Origin of the sequence: Streptomyces thermoalcalitolerans (assembly GCF_039525155.1) — a bacterium.
Taxonomy (GTDB): Bacteria; Actinomycetota; Actinomycetes; order Streptomycetales; family Streptomycetaceae; genus Streptomyces; species Streptomyces thermovulgaris.
The window spans coordinates 252,079-268,841 of the sequence record NZ_BAAAHG010000001.1; the positions used below are offsets into that span (position 1 = coordinate 252,079).

At 70.1% G+C, this 16,763-nt stretch carries 15 protein-coding genes and 1 CRISPR repeat array; of the genes, 5 read left to right on the forward strand and 10 right to left on the reverse strand.

Going from position 1 to position 16,763, the window contains the following annotated elements:
- The first annotated feature begins 571 nt into the window (after window positions 1-571).
- Window positions 572-1,054 (forward strand): sortase, encoded by a 483-nt coding sequence (locus ABD224_RS01005; RefSeq protein ID WP_344045622.1) that lies wholly within the window; start codon window positions 572-574, stop codon window positions 1,052-1,054.
- A gap of 236 nt (window positions 1,055-1,290) precedes the next feature.
- Window positions 1,291-1,848, forward strand: a complete 558-nt coding sequence (locus ABD224_RS01010) for a class F sortase (protein ID WP_344045783.1) — start codon at window positions 1,291-1,293, stop codon at window positions 1,846-1,848.
- Between the two features lie 173 nt (window positions 1,849-2,021).
- A CRISPR array of direct repeats spans window positions 2,022-3,029; the repeat unit is 29 nt; unit sequence GGGGCCATCCCCGCGTGTGCGGGGAGCAG.
- A gap of 158 nt (window positions 3,030-3,187) precedes the next feature.
- Here ABD224_RS01010 and ABD224_RS01015 read toward each other — a convergent pair.
- The 3 genes from ABD224_RS01015 to ABD224_RS01025 form a co-directional block, all read right to left on the reverse strand.
- Window positions 3,188-4,417: an arginine deiminase gene (locus ABD224_RS01015; protein ID WP_344045624.1), complete on the reverse strand. Its 1,230-nt coding sequence runs from the start codon at window positions 4,415-4,417 to the stop codon at window positions 3,188-3,190.
- Between the two features lie 245 nt (window positions 4,418-4,662).
- Window positions 4,663-7,215 carry a polynucleotide kinase-phosphatase gene (locus ABD224_RS01020; protein ID WP_344045626.1) on the reverse strand — a complete coding sequence of 851 codons (2,553 nt, stop codon included), beginning with the start codon at window positions 7,213-7,215 and terminating at the stop codon, window positions 4,663-4,665.
- Window positions 7,212-8,801, reverse strand: coding sequence for a 3' terminal RNA ribose 2'-O-methyltransferase Hen1 (locus ABD224_RS01025; RefSeq protein WP_344045628.1), 1,590 nt, complete (start codon window positions 8,799-8,801; stop codon window positions 7,212-7,214). The genes ABD224_RS01020 and ABD224_RS01025 overlap by 4 nt, the downstream gene beginning before the upstream one ends.
- Window positions 8,802-9,087: 286 nt before the next feature.
- Between ABD224_RS01025 and ABD224_RS01030 the strand changes: the two genes are divergently transcribed.
- Window positions 9,088-9,558 (forward strand): NUDIX hydrolase, encoded by a 471-nt coding sequence (locus tag ABD224_RS01030; RefSeq protein WP_344045630.1) that lies wholly within the window; start codon window positions 9,088-9,090, stop codon window positions 9,556-9,558.
- Between the two features lie 97 nt (window positions 9,559-9,655).
- Here the strand turns inward: ABD224_RS01030 and ABD224_RS01035 are convergent, their stop codons facing one another.
- The 6 genes from ABD224_RS01035 to ABD224_RS01060 all read right to left on the reverse strand — a co-directional run bounded on the left by ABD224_RS01035 (window position 9,656) and on the right by ABD224_RS01060 (window position 14,353).
- On the reverse strand, window positions 9,656-10,579 hold the full coding sequence (locus ABD224_RS01035; protein ID WP_344045632.1) for an LLM class F420-dependent oxidoreductase: 924 nt from the start codon (window positions 10,577-10,579) through the stop codon (window positions 9,656-9,658).
- 90 nt (window positions 10,580-10,669) lie between these two features.
- A complete protein-coding gene (locus tag ABD224_RS01040) occupies window positions 10,670-11,140 on the reverse strand; it encodes a DUF6099 family protein (RefSeq protein WP_344045634.1) in 471 nt (156 codons plus the stop codon).
- Between the two features lie 168 nt (window positions 11,141-11,308).
- On the reverse strand, window positions 11,309-11,620 hold the full coding sequence (locus ABD224_RS01045) for a nucleotide pyrophosphohydrolase (RefSeq protein WP_344045786.1): 312 nt from the start codon (window positions 11,618-11,620) through the stop codon (window positions 11,309-11,311).
- Window positions 11,621-11,726: 106 nt separating this feature from the next.
- Complete coding sequence (locus ABD224_RS01050; protein ID WP_344045636.1) at window positions 11,727-12,116, reverse strand: cell division protein SepF; 390 nt, start codon at window positions 12,114-12,116, stop codon at window positions 11,727-11,729.
- 207 nt (window positions 12,117-12,323) lie between these two features.
- A complete protein-coding gene (locus tag ABD224_RS01055; protein ID WP_344045638.1) occupies window positions 12,324-13,310 on the reverse strand; it encodes a polysaccharide deacetylase family protein in 987 nt (328 codons plus the stop codon).
- Window positions 13,311-13,354: 44 nt separating this feature from the next.
- Window positions 13,355-14,353, reverse strand: coding sequence for a glycoside hydrolase family 11 protein (locus tag ABD224_RS01060; RefSeq protein ID WP_344045640.1), 999 nt, complete (start codon window positions 14,351-14,353; stop codon window positions 13,355-13,357).
- Between the two features lie 362 nt (window positions 14,354-14,715).
- Here ABD224_RS01060 and ABD224_RS01065 point away from each other — a divergent pair, with 362 nt between their 5' ends.
- Window positions 14,716-15,201 carry a cation:proton antiporter regulatory subunit gene (locus ABD224_RS01065; protein ID WP_344045788.1) on the forward strand — a complete coding sequence of 162 codons (486 nt, stop codon included), beginning with the start codon at window positions 14,716-14,718 and terminating at the stop codon, window positions 15,199-15,201.
- 4 nt (window positions 15,202-15,205) lie between these two features.
- On the forward strand, window positions 15,206-16,465 hold the full coding sequence (locus ABD224_RS01070) for a cation:proton antiporter (protein ID WP_344045642.1): 1,260 nt from the start codon (window positions 15,206-15,208) through the stop codon (window positions 16,463-16,465).
- Window positions 16,466-16,521: 56 nt separating this feature from the next.
- Here the strand turns inward: ABD224_RS01070 and ABD224_RS01075 are convergent.
- On the reverse strand, window positions 16,522-16,763 hold a 242-nt coding region (locus ABD224_RS01075; protein WP_344045644.1), incomplete at its 5' end, for a hypothetical protein.

The following is a 16,763-nucleotide window of genomic DNA, read 5'->3' on the forward strand; positions in this document are numbered from 1 at the left end:
TCAGCGGATGGATCTCGCCATGCCTGTTGAGGAGTTTGTGTTTCCATGCCCAGCGGGCGTGAGTCTCAACGGAACCCTTGCCCCCCACGACGGGCCCGGCGGCTTGCAGCGATGATGCCCCTATGCGGAAGTCCGCACCATTGATCATGCACCTTCAATCGTAATCCTCGCAAGCAGCCCTCTGGCACCCACCGCTCATCAAGTGACTCCGGCTCTGCTCCATCGCGCATGAGTGCCGGACGGGTCGGCCATCCGACGGCTTGTCACGGGGCGGCCCTCCGTCGGGCGTGGCTGCCCGAGGCGGCCCATACCGCGCAAGGCCACCCGGTCGGCTGCCACCGTTATGGGGACGAGACTCCGGGTGATGCATGTCAATGATCTTCGCGTCGGTGACCTGCATAAGCGATCAAAAGAGAACACCCATGGCGTCTGACTGGACGACATATGTGGCGATGTCTCAGGTTGCGGGGCTGACGGGTTGTCGGTTGCCTCGTAAGCGGAACACAGCAGAGATGCCGTGCAGAGAAGCCGGACATTGTTCCGTTGGAGGATTCGCATGCGTTGTACACACATGGGCGCGGGCATCGTCCTGGCTCTCGGCGCCCTCGGATTGCACACTCCGGCCGCTGCTGCCGCGGATGGCCCGGACATCTGGATCGACCCGGGAAATGCCTCCCCGGGTTCCACGGTCACGGTCATTACCGGAGCCTGTGACCCTGACGCGGATTACGGCAAGGGCTGGTCGGAAGTGGGCGGAGAGTTCCACCTCTTCGGCGGTGACCGGAAGGGGGTGCTCACCGGCCGGTTCAAGATTCCGGAAGGGACCGATCCGGGCAACGACACCATCACCCTGAAATGTCCGCCGCGAACCAAGATCACGGAAACGTACCGGGTCGTCGGCCGCTCCCCGAACGGCTCGGTCAGGGCCGGCTTCGGACCGGCCGACGACATGGACATGAGCATGAAGCTCGCCTTGAGCGGTGGGCTGCTCGCCACGGCCGTCGCCGGGAGCATGGCCTGGATGCGCCGCCGACCGCACGGCAACCGCACCTGACCGTCCGGTCCCGCCGACCGCCCGCCATCCATCCGGGCCTGCAACCGGCCCCGGAAACGAAAAGGCATCCGGTGGCCGCGAGACCCGTCCGCCCCGAGGCCCACACACCACCCGTTGCAACGCACCCGCCGCGAAGCAAAGGCCCCGCGATGGCTCCCAAAGATTTCACCAGCGCTTTTCGGCGTCCGCCCCTCCCGGTTGTGCTCCTGCTGGTCTGCGCGGTGACGGCAGGCGCGATGCTGCTGCTCAGCGGGGGACGGAACGAGAAGCCACCGCGCCCCTCGGCGGCCCAGGCCCTCTTCCCCTCTGTCCACCCCACCATCCGCGGGCTGCCTCCCGCCGATCCGGTCCGGATCCGGATCGCCGCCATCGGCGTGGACGCCCCGATGACACCCCTGGGCCTGGATGCGGCGGGAACGCTCCAGACTCCACCCCGTGACAAAGCCGATGTCGCCGCCGGCTGGTACGGCGACGGCACGACTCCCGGCTCGGCAGGAACCGCCATCGTCGCCGGGCATGTGGACACCCCCACCGGCGCCCCCGGCGTCTTCTACCGCCTCGGCGCCCTGACCAAGGGCGCCACCATCGAGATCAGCCGGACGGACCGGAAGACAGCGGTGTTCACCGTCCGCGCCGTCGAGCTCTACGACAGGAAGAAGTTCCCCAGCAAGAAGGTCTACGGCAGCTCCGGCCGCCCCGAACTGCGGTTGATCACCTGCGGCGGCGACTACGTCAAGGGCACCGGCTACCTGGGCAACACCGTGGTCTACGCGACGCTGACCGCGGTGACGTAAGCGGTCGAACGAGCGCACAGGCCACTGAAGGCACTGCCCCGGCCTCGGCTCCGGGGCTATCCCCGCGTGCGCGGGGAGCAGACCATGGACCTGAATGCCGCATTAAAGAACCGGGGTCCATCCCAGCATTGTGGGGAGCAGGTCGCGTGGGTCTCCCGGTACAGCCGGCCGCAGGGGCCATCCCCGCGTGTGCGGGGAGCAGATGACATGAACCCGGTGCTGGAGACCCTGACCGGGGCCATCCCCGCGTGTGCGGGGAGCAGTGGCGGGGGCGGTTGGGCAGTTAGGCGGCGGGGGGGGGCCATCCCCGCGTGTGCGGGGAGCAGCTCGACGCCGCCAAGGGAGCCGCCGCATGACCGGGGCCATCCCCGCGTGTGCGGGGAGCAGGTGACCTGGTGTTCTGGCCCGGTCACGTCGCCAGGGCCATCCCCGCGTGTGCGGGGAGCAGCGCGCGAAGGCGGCCCGGAAAGCCGGGTACGTGGGGCCATCCCCGCGTGTGCGGGGAGCAGTTCGTCCGATCTTTGGACAACTCGCCGGAAGAGGGGCCATCCCCGCGTGTGCGGGGAGCAGGATCGGTGACGTCGAGCGGTCCACCTCGTGGGGGGGGCCATCCCCGCGTGTGCGGGGAGCAGCGGCACTCGGGGTCCACCTGCGGTTTTCCGTCGGGGCCATCCCCGCGTGTGCGGGGAGCAGGCCGTGCCGCTGCCCAGATTGGCGTCACCGATGGGGCCATCCCCGCGTGTGCGGGGAGCAGATCAAGAAGAACGTCCTGACACCGATCAAGACGGGGCCATCCCCGCGTGTGCGGGGAGCAGGAGGCCGGCATCCAGCCCATCCATCCTCACCAGGGGCCATCCCCGCGTGTGCGGGGAGCAGTCCGAGTACGGGCAGAGCACTGCGGGCGGCCCGGGGCCATCCCCGCGTGTGCGGGGAGCAGGCCAAGGAGGCCATGCCCAACACGGAGGGCTTGGGGCCATCCCCGCGTGTGCGGGGAGCAGTCAGCTATGACCGCATGTTCGCCGGTCAGCTCGGGGCCATCCCCGCGTGTGCGGGGAGCAGCCTGCGTGAGGAGAACCTCTACCACGACTCGTAGGGCCATCCCCGCGTGTGCGGGGAGCAGAACCCGCGCGAGTTTTTGGAAGCGGTCACCGAGGGGCCATCCCCGCGTGTGCGGGGAGCAGACTGTGTGACCTGCGGTTTTACGGTGCAGGGGCCTTGGTTTCGCCAGTTTCACCGAATCCGACAGATAGGGCATATCCCCCCCTCCGGCGCGGCTCGCCGACCTCCGGTCACCCACAACGGCGGAACCACCGACAAACCCCCGCCTCAGGCCAGGTCACTAGCTTCCCACCGCGTCCCGTTCGACCGGGCAGCTCATGCAGCGGGGGCCGCCTCGGCCGCGGCCCAGTTCGCTGCCGGGGATCTCGATGACCTCGATGCCCTGTTTGCGCAGGTGGGTGTTGGTGGTGGCGTTGCGCTCGTAGGCGATGACGACGCCGGGCTCGACGGCGAGGACGTTGCAGCCGTCGTCCCACTGCTCGCGCTCGGCCGAGTGCACGTCCTGGGTGGCGGTCAGGACCCGGATCTCGCTCAGCCCGAGGGCGGCGGCGATCGCGCGGTGCATGTGCTCCGGCGGATGGTCGGTGACCTTCAGGTCCTTGTCGCCGGCGCCCGGTTCGATGGTGTAGGAGCGGAGCATGCCGAGCCCGGCGTACTGGGTGAAGGTGTCGCCGTCGATCATGGTCATCACGGTGTCGAGGTGCATGACGGCACGCCGCTTGGGCATGTCGAGCGCGACGATCGTACGGGCCGATCCGGCGGCGAACAGCTTGTACGCGAGCATCTCCACGGCCTGCGGGGTGGTCCGCTCGCTCATGCCGATGAGCACGGCGCCGTTGCCGATCACCAGGACGTCGCCGCCCTCGATGGTCGACGGGTAGTCGGACTGCCCCTCGGACCAGATGTGGAACGTCTCGTTCTGGAAGAGGGGGTGGTAGCGGTAGATCGCCTCGAAGTGCACGGTCTCCCGCCGCCGGGCGGGCCAGCGCATCGCGTTGATGGACACGCCGTCGTAGATCCAGGCGGAGGTGTCGCGGGTGAAGAGGTGGTTGGGCAACGGAGGGATCAGGAAGTCGTCCAGGTCCATGACATGGAACCGCACGGACGTCGGCTCGGTGTGGGCCTCGAGGAACTCCCGCTTGGTCATGCCGCCGACCAGGACCTCGACCAGTTCGCGGGAGGGCAGGGGCTCGAACGCGGCCCGGAGGTGGTCGGCGGCGAGCGGCCCGTACTCCTTCTCGTCGAAGACGCGGTCCAGGACGAGCGACCGGGCCGACGGGTTCTCCAGCGTCTCGGCCAGCAGGTCGCCGAAGAGGTGCACGACGACTCCGCGATCACGCAGCACATCGGCGAACCCGTCGTGCTCGGCGCGTGCCCGGCGCACCCACAGCACGTCGTCGAAGAGCAGCTCGTCCTTGTTGCTGGGGGTGAGCCTTTTGAGCTCGAGATCAGGCCGGTGCAGGATGACGCGGCGGAGCCGCCCGGCCTCGGAGTCGACGTGGAATCCCATGCCTCCATCCTGGCCACCGGCGGCCCGCTTCACCCTCCGGTCTCCCGTTTCCGTGTCTCTTTCTTTATCCCTCCGGCGAGATTCGTCCTCTTGATGAAATCCGTCCCCACGAGGGGTTTCCCGCCGACGGGATGCCTCCCCGCCGGCGGGAAACAGACCGCCCCCTCGGAAGCCGACCGCCTCCGCCTTCGAAGGGGACCGCCCCCCAAAAGCGGGCCGGTCCCCTTCTCGTCACAGCCGGGGTCTCACAGCCGGGGGTCCACCGGCTCCGACTCCAGGGCGAGGACGCCGAACACCGCCTCGTGCACCCGCCACAGCGGTTCGCCGTCGGCCAGCCGGGCCAGGGCCTCCAGGCCGAGGGCGTACTCGCGGATCGCGAGGGAGCGCTTGTGCTGGAGGAAGCGCTGCCGCAGGCGGGCGAGGTTGTCCGGGCGGGTGTACTCGGGACCGTAGATGATCCGCAGGTACTCGCGGCCGCGGCACTTGATGCCGGGCTGCACCAGGCGGCCCTGCTCGGTCCGTACCAGTGCGTCCAGCGGCTTGACGACCATGCCCTCGCCGCCGCGCCCGGTCAGCTCCAGCCACCAGTCGACGCCGGCCCGCACCGACTCCGGGTCGGTGGTGTCGACGTACAGGCGGCGGGTGGTCTGCAGCAGACCGGTGCCGTCGTGCGCGACGAGGCGGTCGATCAGTGCCAGCTGCTCGTCGTGCGGCAGCCCGGCGAGGCTGCGGCCCCGGACCGCCAGGATCTGGAACGGTGCCAGACGGACGCCGTCCAGGCCGTCGGTGGTCCAGCAGTAGCGGCGGTAGGCGGCCGTGAACGCGGCGGCGTCGGCCGCCCGTCCGCGCTGGCGGTCGAGCAGCTCGGTGACGTCGACGCCCCGGGCCGCGGCGCCCTCCAGTGCGGCCAGTACGTCCGGGAACACCGCGCCGGAGGCCGCGCCGACCGCCGCGTACTGGGTGCGCAGCAGCCCGGAGGCCTTCAGCGACCAGGGCATCAGCTCGGCGTCGAGCAGCAGCCAGTCCGTGTCCAGCTCCGTCCACAGGCCGGCCGCGGTGATCGCCGTGCGCAGGCGGTCCAGGATCTCCTCCGTGACGGCCGGGTCGTCGAAGAAGGGGCGGCCGGTGCGGGTGTAGAGGGAGCCCGTGGGGCCGTCCACTCCGAACCGCTCGCGTGCCGTCTCCGCGTCCCGGCAGACCAGGGCCACCGCCCGCGAGCCCATGTGCTTCTCCTCGCACACGACCCGCGCGACCCCGTCCTCCCGGTACTGGGCGAACGCCTCCTCGGGGTGTTCCAGGTAACCGTCGGCCTTCGCGGTCGCCGTCGGCGCCATGGTCGGCGGCAGGTACGGCAGCAGCCGCGGGTCGACGGCGAAGCGGCTCATGACCTCCAGGGCCGCCGCCGCGTTCTCCTCACGGATGGAGATCCGGCCCGCCTCCCGGGTCTCGACGCCCCGGCGGCCGTGCACGTCGCCGAGGTCCAGCGGACGCCCGTCGTGCCCGCCGGGCGCCTCGGTGCGCAGCGGTTTCGCCGGCTCGTACCAGACCCGCTCGGCGGGTACGTCGACCAGCTCCCGCTCCGGCCAGCGCAGCGCGGTCAGCCTGCCGCCGAAGACGACGCCGGTGTCCAGGCAGATGGTGTTGTTCAGCCAGGTGGCCTGCGGGACCGGGGTGTGGCCGTAGACCACGGCCGCCCGGCCGCGGTACTCCTCCGCCCACGGGTAGCGCACCGGCAGGCCGAACTCGTCCGTCTCCCCGGTGGTGTCGCCGTAGAGCGCGTGCGCGCGCACCCGGCCCGAGGTGCGGCCGTGGTACTTCTCCGGCAGACCGGCGTGGCTGACGACCAGCCGGCCGCCGTCGAGCACGTAGTGGCTGACGAGCCCGTCGATGAACTCCCGTACCTCCTGCCGGAACTCCTCGCTCTCCTTCTCCATCTGCGCGATGGTCTCGGCCAGGCCGTGCGTGTGCTGGACCTTGCGGCCCTTGAGGTGGCGCCCGTACTTGTTCTCGTGGTTGCCCGGCACGCACAGCGCGTTCCCGGACTTCACCATGGACATCACCCGGCGCAGCACGCCCGGGGTGTCGGGGCCGCGGTCGACCAGGTCGCCGACGAAGACCGCCGTACGGCCCTCGGGGTGGACGCCGTCGACATAGCCCAGCTTGCCGAGCAGGGCCTCCAGCTCCGCGGAGCAGCCGTGGACGTCGCCGATGATGTCGAACGGGCCGGTGAGGTGGGTGAGGTCGTTGAGGCGCTTCTCGGTGACGACCGAGGCGTTCTCGATCTCCTCCGTGCCGCGCAGGACGTGCACCTTGCGGAAGCCCTCGCGCTCCAGGTGCCGCAGGGAGCGGCGCAGCTCGCGGGTGTGCCGGCGGATCACCCGGCGCGGTGTGCCGGCCCGGTCGGTGCGGGCCGCGTTGCGCTCGGCGCACACCTCTTCCGGGACGTCCAGCACGATGGCGATGGGCAGCACGTCGTGCTTCCTCGCCAGCTCGATCAACGGGCGGCGGGCGTCCTGCTGCACGCTGGTGGCGTCGACGACGGTGCGGCGGCCGGCCGCCAGGCGCTTGCCGGCGATGTAGTGCAGCACGTCGAAGGCGTCGCGGGTGGCGCTCTGGTCGTTCTCGTCGTCGGAGACCAGGCCCCGGCAGAAGTCGGAGGAGAGCACCTCGGTGGGCTTGAAGTGGCGGCGGGCGAAGGTGGACTTGCCCGAGCCGGAGGCGCCGACGAGGACGACGAGGGAGAGGTCGGTGACGGGCAGGACGCGGCCCTGCCGCGTGGGGGTCAGGGTCTCGGTCATGCCGCTGTCGCCTCCTTCTCGTCCTCGTCCCCGTACTCGTCCCCGCGCTTGTTGTTCTTGGTGTTCCTGCTCTCGTTCCCGCTCGCGCCCTCGCCCCGGGTGGCCCTGAGCGTGAACACGGCCATCTGGGTGGGCGGTCCGACCTCCGGGTCGTCGGGGCCCACGGGGCGGAACTCGACGTCGTAGCCGTGGCGTCCGGCCACGGAGTGCGCCCACTGACCGAACTGGGCGCGGGTCCACTCGAAGCGGTGGTCGCGGTGCCGGACGTGTCCGGCGGGGAGGGTCTCCCAGCGGACGTTGTACTCGGCGTTCGGGGTGGTCACGAGAACCGTGCGGGGGCGGGCCGTGCCGAACACGGCGTACTCCAGGGCGGGCAGCCGGGGCAGGTCCAGGTGCTCGATCACCTCGCTGAGCACGGCGGCGTCGTAGCCCTTGAGCAGCTTGTCGGTGTAGACGAGCGAGCCCTGCCGGAGCGTGACGCGGGCGGCCTGCCGCTCCCCCATCCGGTCCAGCTTCAGCCGCCGGGCGGCGATGGTGAGGGCCTGCATGGACACGTCGACGCCGACGATCTCGGTGAAGCGGGCGTCCTTCAGCAGTTCCTGCACCAGCCGGCCCTCGCCGCAGCCGAGGTCGAGCACCCGGGCGGCGCCGGCCTCCCGCAGGGCCGCGACGATCGCGTCCCGGCGCTGTACGGCGAGCGGTACCGGCTTCCCCTCGGCCCCGTCCCCGGTTCCGGCGGCTCCGGCCTCAGCGTCGGCCTCGGTCTCGGCCTCGGCCGCCACGGCGTTGTCCAGCTCGTCGACCTCGCTGTCGTCGGCCTCGGCCAGCCGCACCAGCTCCAGGCGCTCCCTCGCCTGCCGGGTCAGCGACCAGCGGCGCGCGAGATAGCGGCTGGTGATCAGGTTCTGCTCGGGGTGCTCGGACAGCCAGCCCTCGCCAAACCGCAGCAGCTTGTCGACCTCCTCGGAGGTGACCCAGTAGTGCTTGGCGTCGTCGAGGACGGGGAGCAGGACGTAGAGGTGGCGCAGGGCCTCGGCGAGGGTCATCGCCTCGGACTCCAGTTCGAGTCGTACGTACCGTGAGTCGCCCCACTCGGGGAACTCCTCGTCCAGCGGCACCGGTTCGGCGGTGACCGTCCAGCCGAGCGGCTCGAACAGACGCCGTACGAGGCCGGGGCCGCCGCGGGCGGGGAGGGCCGGTACCGCGATGCGCAACGGGCGTGTCTGGCCCGGGAGTTCGGGCCGGGTGTGGCACACCCCGCGCAGGGCGCTGGAGAACACGCTGCTCAGCGCCACGGCGAGCAGGGAGGAGGCGGCGTACGGACGGTCGTTGACGTACTGCGCGAGCGCCGCGTCGGGTGCGCCGCCGCGTCCCTTGCCCTTGCCCCGCCTGACCAGGGCCACCGGGTCGACCTCCAGCAGCAGCGCCGCCGTGCAGCGCTGGTCGTCCGCCTCGGGGTAGAGGACGTGCGCGGTGCCGCAGGAGGTGGAGAACGCCTGGGCCTTGTCCGGGTGCTTGTGCAGCAGGAAGCCGAGATCGGTGGCCGGTCGTTCGGCGGTGCCGGTGGTGGTGATGGTCAGGAACATGCGGAGAACCTCTCCGGCTGAGGGATGACTGAGATGCCGTGCATGGAGACGGCCGAGGAATGACTGAGATGCCGTACGCGGCGAAGCCCCTGGGCGCGCGGTCCCGGGGCTCGGCAGGACGACGCCCTCACCTTGGCACAGGAGGCCGGACCGGCGCCTGCCAATATTTGCGGCCCATATGTGCGGCCACTTCCCTTGGGCGGCGGCGTCGTTGTCAGGGAGAAGGAGAAACAGCCGGACGCCGGGGAGGCGATGAGTGGTGGAGTGGATGCCACGCGAGGAGTGGGTGAGGACGCAGCCGCAGGCGCTCCTCGCCGCGTGCGTGGTGGTGCTGGACGGCGAGGACCGCCTGCTGCTTCTGCGGTACGGCCCCGGTCAGCCGGCCGCCGGCCAGTGGTGGCTGCCCGGGGGAATGCTCGACCACGGTGAGGACCCCTGGACGGCGGCCCGGCGGGAGATGCGCGAGGAGACGGGCATCGAACTAGGGCCCGTGCCCGTGCTGATCGGTGTGGACCACCGCGTGGACGTGCTGGGCACGGGTCCCGTCCTCGACTGCTTCTTCCACGGCGGCACACTCCCCGACGGCGAGCGGACGGCCGTCCGGCTCAGTTCCGAGCACGACCGGTACGGCTGGTTCGCCCCGGCCGATCTGCTCGATCTGCCGCTGGCCGCCCCCGTGCGGACCCTCACCGCTCTGCACGAGGCGGCGCTGCGCACCACGCCGGTGTGTCTCCGGGAGGGCACACCGTGGACGTGATCCGGAAGGAGCCGCGACCGGCCGCCCGCCTCTGCGACCGGGGCGGCCGCGACCGGATCGACCGCGGACGAGCCGGCTGCGACCGGGGCGGCCGTGACTAGGACAGCTGCGACTGGACCTGGGAGGCGATCAGCTCCAGGTGGTCCAGGTCGGACAGGTCGAGGACCTGGAGGTAGATCCGGCGGGAGCCGATCTCGGCGTAGCGGCCGATCTTGTCCACGACCTCGGCCGGGGAGCCCGCCAGGCCGTTGGTCTTCAGCTCGTCGACCTCGCGGCCGATCGCCGCGGCACGGCGAGCGACCTCCTGGTCGTCCCGGCCGACGCAGACGACGAGGGCGTTGGAGCAGATCAGGTCGTCGGGGCTGCGGCCGATCGCCTCCGCGGCGGCCCGTACCCGGCCGAACTGCCGCTCGCTGTCCTCGACCGAGGCGAAGGGGATGTTGAACTCGTCGGCGTACTGGGCGGCCAGGCGCGGTGTACGGGTCGTGCCGTGGCCGCCGATGAGCACCGGGATCTTCGCCTGCGCGGGCTTGGGCAGCGCGGGCGAGTCGGTGAGCTGGTAGTACGTGCCGCGGAAGTCGAAGGTCTTGCCGACCTCCGTCGCCCACAGGCCCGTGATGATGGCCAGCTGCTCCTCCAGGCGGGCGAACCTCTCCTTGGGGAAGGGGATGCCGTACGCCTTGTGCTCCTCCTCGAACCAGCCTGCTCCCAGGCCGAGTTCGATCCGGCCGCCGGACATCTGGTCGACCTGGGCGACCTGGATGGCGAGCACACCGGGCAGCCGGAAGGTGGCGGCCGTCATCAGCGTGCCGAGGCGGATGCGCTTGGTCTCGCGGGCCAGCCCGGCGAGGGTGATCCAGGCGTCGGTGGGACCGGGCAGGCCGTCCACATGGCCCATGTGGAGGTAGTGGTCGGAGCGGAAGAAGCCGTCGAAGCCCAGCTCCTCGGCGGCCTTGGCCACGGTGAGCAGGATGTCGTAGGTCGCCCCCTGCTGGGGCTCGGTGAAGATGCGAAGGTCCATGATCTCCATCCTGCACGCCGGCCGGCACACGGGCGGACGGGCCCCACCGGCGGCCGTCGCCCTTCTGCCCGCCGGCCGGGTGACATGCGGTCAGCCCGCCTCCCGCTCCGGCAGCATCGCCTCCCGCGCCGCCAGCTTCCGCAGCATCTCGCGGACCCGGTCCCTCGACTCGTCGGCGGCGTCGATCGCCTCCATGCACTGCCAGTACGTCGTCTCGTCGGGAGCCGCGCTCGCAACGGCGACGAGGGCGATGCCGGTCTCACCGAGCAGCACGTCCAGGCACAGCAGCGTCTGACGGGCGTCGTCCAGCCTGGTGAGCCGGGCCGCCCGCAGCTCCCCGGGGTCGAGGTCCAGGACGTTCAGCACTCCGCAGCCCCGGCCCGCCAGCTCCATCAGTCCCACTGCCTCGCTGCGCAGTTCGGGCGGTCCGTGGACCGCCAGCCGGCTGCCGATCGCCTGCGCCAGGGCCTGCGCCTGCCACACCTCGGCCAGGACGACGGAGGTCTCACCGCTCCCCGCCAGGGCACGTCTGCTCGCCCGGATGAGCCGCACCGCGTCCATGCGCCGCCCCGCCTCTCGACGCGCTTGCTCGCACGTCTGTCCGAACTCCCTTGTTCACTACCCAGAGTGAAGTCATATGAGACAAAAAGCTAGAGGAAGACGGAAATCTGTGGACAACAAATAGGTTTCGACCACGTAAATCACTACTGAGCGTAATAGCGGAGGATATCATTCCCCTATCGGAAACCGCTGTTCGTTCCGGTCGATCTTCGCCTCCAGTGCCGCCAGCGGGTCCACTCCGAGCACCTCGCACAGTTGCAGCAGATACGCGAGGACGTCCGCGATCTCGTCCCGCACACGGTGCGCGGTCCTGGGGTCGGCCATGACACGGGCCGACTCCTCCGGGGTCAGCCACTGGAAGATCTCGAGGAGTTCGGACGCCTCCACACTGAGCGCGGCGGCCAGGTTCTTCGGGGTGTGGTACGGCTGCCAGCGGCGGGCCGCGGCGAACTCGGCCAGACGCCGCTGCAACGCGGCCAGGTCGGGGCGCTCGGAGTGCTCGGACTGCTCGGACTGATCGGAGTGCTCGGACTGGTCGGGGTGCTCGGTCACGGCACCAGGTCTACCACCGGTGTCCGGTACGCGGTCACCCGCCGCCGACCGCCGCGCTCTCCACGAGCCCGCTCACCTCGGTGCCGGGCGGGGTGAGCAGGAAGACATTGCGGTCGACGCGGTGCATCCCGCTGTTCAGGCCGAAGACGACCCCGGTGCTGAAGTCCAGGACCCGCTTGGCCACGTCGTTCTCCGCACCGGTGAGGTCGAGCAGGACCGGGACACCCGCCATCAGGGTCTCGGCGACCTCGCGGGCGTCCGCGAACACGTTCACCCTGAGGACGACGAAGCGGCGGCGCATCTCCGTCTCCGCCTCCGGCGGCGCATGGTGGTCCGCGGCGGACGGCCAGGCGTCGCGGCCCCGCAACGGAACGACCTGGGCGAGCCCTTCCCACTGTTCGTCGGTGACGTCGCGACTGCTCACCGGCTCCCCCTGTCCTGACTCGCGCTTCTCGCCTGCACCAGCCAATTCTTACGCAACGTCACCCGTTCGGCGCAGCAACGACACGGTGTGCGACGGCAGAGGCCGAGCTTGTCCGAAAGCGACGGGGAAACGGCGCGAACGGAACGCCCGTGGCGCGGCCGTCATGGGCCGCCGCGCCACGGGCGGGTCTCCGGGTGCCCGGAGGAACTAACCCGTACTGCAGGAGACCGTGGGCCAGGTCCAGTTGCCGTTGGCCTGGATGGTCACGCCCCAGTTGTTGCCGTTGCCGTTGGGCCTGGCGACCAGCACCTGGGAGCTGGGATAGCTCGCGCTGACGTTCCAGGTGGCGATGATCCTCGCCGGGTACGGCACATTCATCGTCACCGTCCAGTTGCTGGAACCGCTGACCGAGACATTGAGGTTGTAGCGGTCGCTCCACTGCTGACCGGCGGAGAGCGTCGCCGTGCAGCCGCCGGGACCACCGCCGCCGTCGTTGCCGCCGCCGTCGGGGGCGACCGCGCGGCCGGTCTGCGGGGAGATCATGCCGGCGCACAGCCCCTTGGCGGCCAGCGTCTGAGCGATGCGCGGGATCGCGGCGAGGGTGTTGGCGGGCCACTCGTGCATAAGGATGATCTGGCCGTCGCCGAGCCGGGAGACCGCCTGCACGATGGCGTCGGTGCTGGCACCGTTCCAGTCCTGCGAGTCGACGTCCCAGAGGACCTCGGTCAGGCCGTACTTGGCCTCGACCGACCTCAGCGTCGCGTTGGTCTCGCCGTAGGGCGGGCGGAACAGCTTCGGTGTGCCTCCTCCCGCATTCGCGATGGCCTGCTGGGTCCGGGAGATCTCGGAGTCGATCTGCGCCTGGCTCTGCTGGGTCAGGTGGGGGTGGGTGTAGCTGTGGTTGCCGACCCACATGCCCGCGTCGACCTGTGCCTTGACCTGGGCCGGGTAGGCGGCGGCGTACTGGCCCTGATTGAACATCGTGGCCCGCAGCCCGTTCTGTCTGAGGGCGTTGAGCAGGGCCGGTGTGCGGTCGTTGGACGGGCCGTCGTCGAAGGTGAGTCCGACATAGCCGTTGCAGGTGGCCGCCTGTGCGGGGGCCGCGTCGACGGTGAGGGTGCCGGCGACGGCCAGCGCGGCGGCGGCCAGTGCCGTGACCAGGGACCGTAATGAAGGGAGTGGTTTTCTTCTCACGTGAGGTGGACCTTTCCTTGACCTCTCGGTGGTGTGGAGGGCGGTCAGCTCGTACTGCAGGAGACCGTGGGCCAGGTCCAGTTGCCGTTGGTCTGGATGGTCACGCCCCAGTTGTTGCCGCTGCCGTTGGGCCTGGCGACCAGCACCTGGGAGCTGGGATAGCTCGCGCTGACGTTCCAGGTGGCGATGATCCTCGCCGGGGACGGCACGTTCATCGTCACCGTCCAGTTGCTGGAACCGCTGACCGAGACATTGAGGTTGTAGCGGTCACTCCACTGCTGACCGGCGGAGAGCGTCGCCGTGCAGCCGCCGGGACCACCGCCGCCGTCGTTGCCTCCGTCCGAACCGGAGCCACCCACGGTGATGTTGGAGTTTCCGCTGCTCTGGTAGCCCTCGGTGGCGAGGATCATGTAGTTGAAGGTGCCCAGGTTCATGCCGTTGCGGGCCCAGGCGTCGAAGTGGTTGCCGGTGGTGATGGTGCCGCCGGTCCGCTTGGACTGCCGGACGCTCCAGTACTGCTTGAAGGTCTTGGTGCCTTCGATGGAGGGAGCGTTGTACCGCGTCGTCTCGTAGATGTCGTACGTGCCGCCGTCGCTGGTGACCGTGCCCTTGTACGTTCCCGTGGGCCGGTAGGTGCCCCAGTTGTCGACGACGTAGTACTCGATGAGCGGGTTGGTGGTCCATCCGTAGAGGGCCAGGTAGGCGTTGCCGGACGGGTTGAAGGTGCCCGAGTAGGTCACCGTACGGCGTCCGCCGGTGCTCCAGCCCTTGCCGGCGACGAAGTTCCCGGTGTTGCTCCATGAGGTGCTGTAGTTGCCGCCGGAGCCCATGTTCATGGAGACGGTGCCCTGGCTGTCGGTCCAGAACGAGTAGAAGTACCCGTTGTGGGTGCCGGTCTGATTCGTGGTGACGACGGTGTCGGCCCTGGCCGTGCCGGGCAGCGTCGCCGCCGCGAGGGCGGCCAGCGCGATGACGCAGACACTCCTGATGAGGAGTGCGAGGCGACCGCTTCCGCGGCCCCTCGCCTGGACGAGCGCATTCATGTCCGTGCGTCCTCCTCGTGAGGGCTGATGGGTGCGGACAGCACGACGGAACCCTGCGGGCTCGGCGCCGCGCATCGCATGACAGTTTTGATTTGGGCACGTCAAGCGTCAATAGTTTCGGTAAGAATTTCGAAACATTCGCCTTGCCCGCGAGACCTCGAACGGAACGAATTCCCAGTTAAGAGCACTTGTCGGCCCGAGAGGGGCCAGCCGGACACCGCACCCGCAGATCTCAAGATCAGAAAGCGGCCCGACAATTTCGAAAGTTTCGAATACGAGGCAGCCGAGGCCGAACGGTTAAAGTCTTCCGAGTTCGTTCTAGAACCCGATCGATGTCAGACATGTCAGACAGGGAGACCGTCATGGGGGCCGCCCGTATGAGCAGAACGCCGCTACCTGGAATAGGAACACGTTACGACCTGACCACACGGGAGCGGCGCCGTCTGTCGGTCGTGGCTCACCTGGACGGCACGCGAACCCTCAGCACGTACCGGGAGGACGACCCGGACGCCTGCGCCCTGTCGGTACGGCTGACCTCGGGAGAGGCGGAGAGCCTCATCGACGCGCTGGCACCGGCGCACCACAGCCCCAACCTGCTGTCGACCACCGAGCTGGGCCTGGTGGCGGAGCGGATCGAACTGTCGCCGGCGTCCCACTGGAACGGACGGCTGCTGGGTGAGACCCGGATGCGCACGGAGACCGGTGTGTCGATCGTGGCCGTGCTCCGCAGAGCCGAGGCCATTCCCTCCCCCGGTCCGGACTTCCGCCTGGCGGGTGGTGACATCCTGATCGTCATCGGCACGCGCGAGGGCGTCGACGCCGCCGCCGCGATCCTCGGGCGGGAGTGAGTCGATGCATTCTTCTGCGATCTTCCTGATCGAGTTCGGTGCGATCATCCTTGCACTGGGTCTGCTGGGCCGGGTGGCCGGACGGCTGCAGTTCTCGCCGATTCCGCTGTATCTGCTGGCCGGCCTGGCCTTCGGCAAGGGAGGACTGCTGCCGCTCGGTGCCAGCGAGGAGTTCGTGGCGATCGGCGCCGAGATAGGCGTCATTCTGCTGCTGCTCATGCTCGGCCTGGAGTACACGGCCAGCGACCTGGTCTCCAACCTCAAGACCCAGTACCCGGCCGGTCTCGTGGACGCGGTGCTCAACGCGACGCCCGGAGCCGTGCTGGCGCTGCTCATGGGCTGGGGCCCGGTCGCGGCCGTGGTGCTCGCCGGTGTGACCTGGGTCTCGTCCTCCGGGGTGATCGCCAAGGTGCTCAGCGACCTGGGCCGGGTGGGCAACCGCGAGACGCCGGTCATCCTCAGCATCCTGGTCCTCGAGGACCTGTCGATGGCGGTCTACCTGCCGATCATCACCGCCCTGCTCGCCGGGGCCGGTCTCGCGGCGGGCAGCATCACCCTGGCCATCGCCCTCGGTGTCGCCGGACTGGTCCTGCTGCTCGCCGTGCGCTTCGGCCGCCACCTCTCCCGCTTCGTCTCCAGCGACGACCCCGAGAAGCTGCTGCTGGTGGTGCTGGGTCTGACCCTGCTGGTCGCCGGTGTCGCGCAGCAGCTCCAGGTCTCCGCCGCCGTCGGCGCCTTCCTGGTCGGCATCGCCCTGTCCGGCGAGGTCGCCGAGAGCACGCACAACCTGCTCACCCCCCTGCGGGACCTGTTCGCCGCGATGTTCTTCGTCTTCTTCGGACTGCACACCAACGCCGCGGACATCCCGCCCGTGCTGCTGCCCGCACTCGCCCTGGCGGTCGTCACCGCCCTGACGAAGGTGGCCACCGGCTACTGGGCGGCACGGCGTGCCGGAATCTCGGCCAAGGGCTGCTGGCGGGCCGGTGGCACCCTCGTCGCCCGCGGTGAGTTCTCCATCGTCATCGCCGGCCTCGCCGTCACCGCGGGCGTCAATCCCGCCCTCGGCCCCCTGGCCACCGCGTACGTGCTGATCCTGGTCATCCTCGGGCCGCTCACCGCCCGCTACACCGAGCCGATCGCCCGGCGCTTCACCCGCCGCCGGGAGGCCGTCCCCGCGTCCGTGGCCGTGTCCCAGGACTCGACGGCCACCATGACGTCGGCCTCGGACACGGCGGCGGACGACCAGGCCCCGGCCGGCCGGTGACGGCCAAAAGCGCCGAAGCCGGCCGTGTCCGGCGCCGGACACGACGGTTACGCCGGTTACGGCAGATGCGACGGCCCGTCCTGACGCCGATCGCGGGCGGCGAAGTCCCCCGCGATCGGATCGAAGGTCACCCAACGGACGCCCATGTGGGAGCGGGGCCGGTCGGCCGGCCCGCGCCGTCCGGCGTCCACTCCCACGACGCCCATGGCCGTCGTCGGTTCACCGGCAGGGTGCGCGGCCAGGCGATCCCGTCGGCCGTCTCCTGCTGTCTCCATCCCCCTGTCCGTCTCCCCGCATC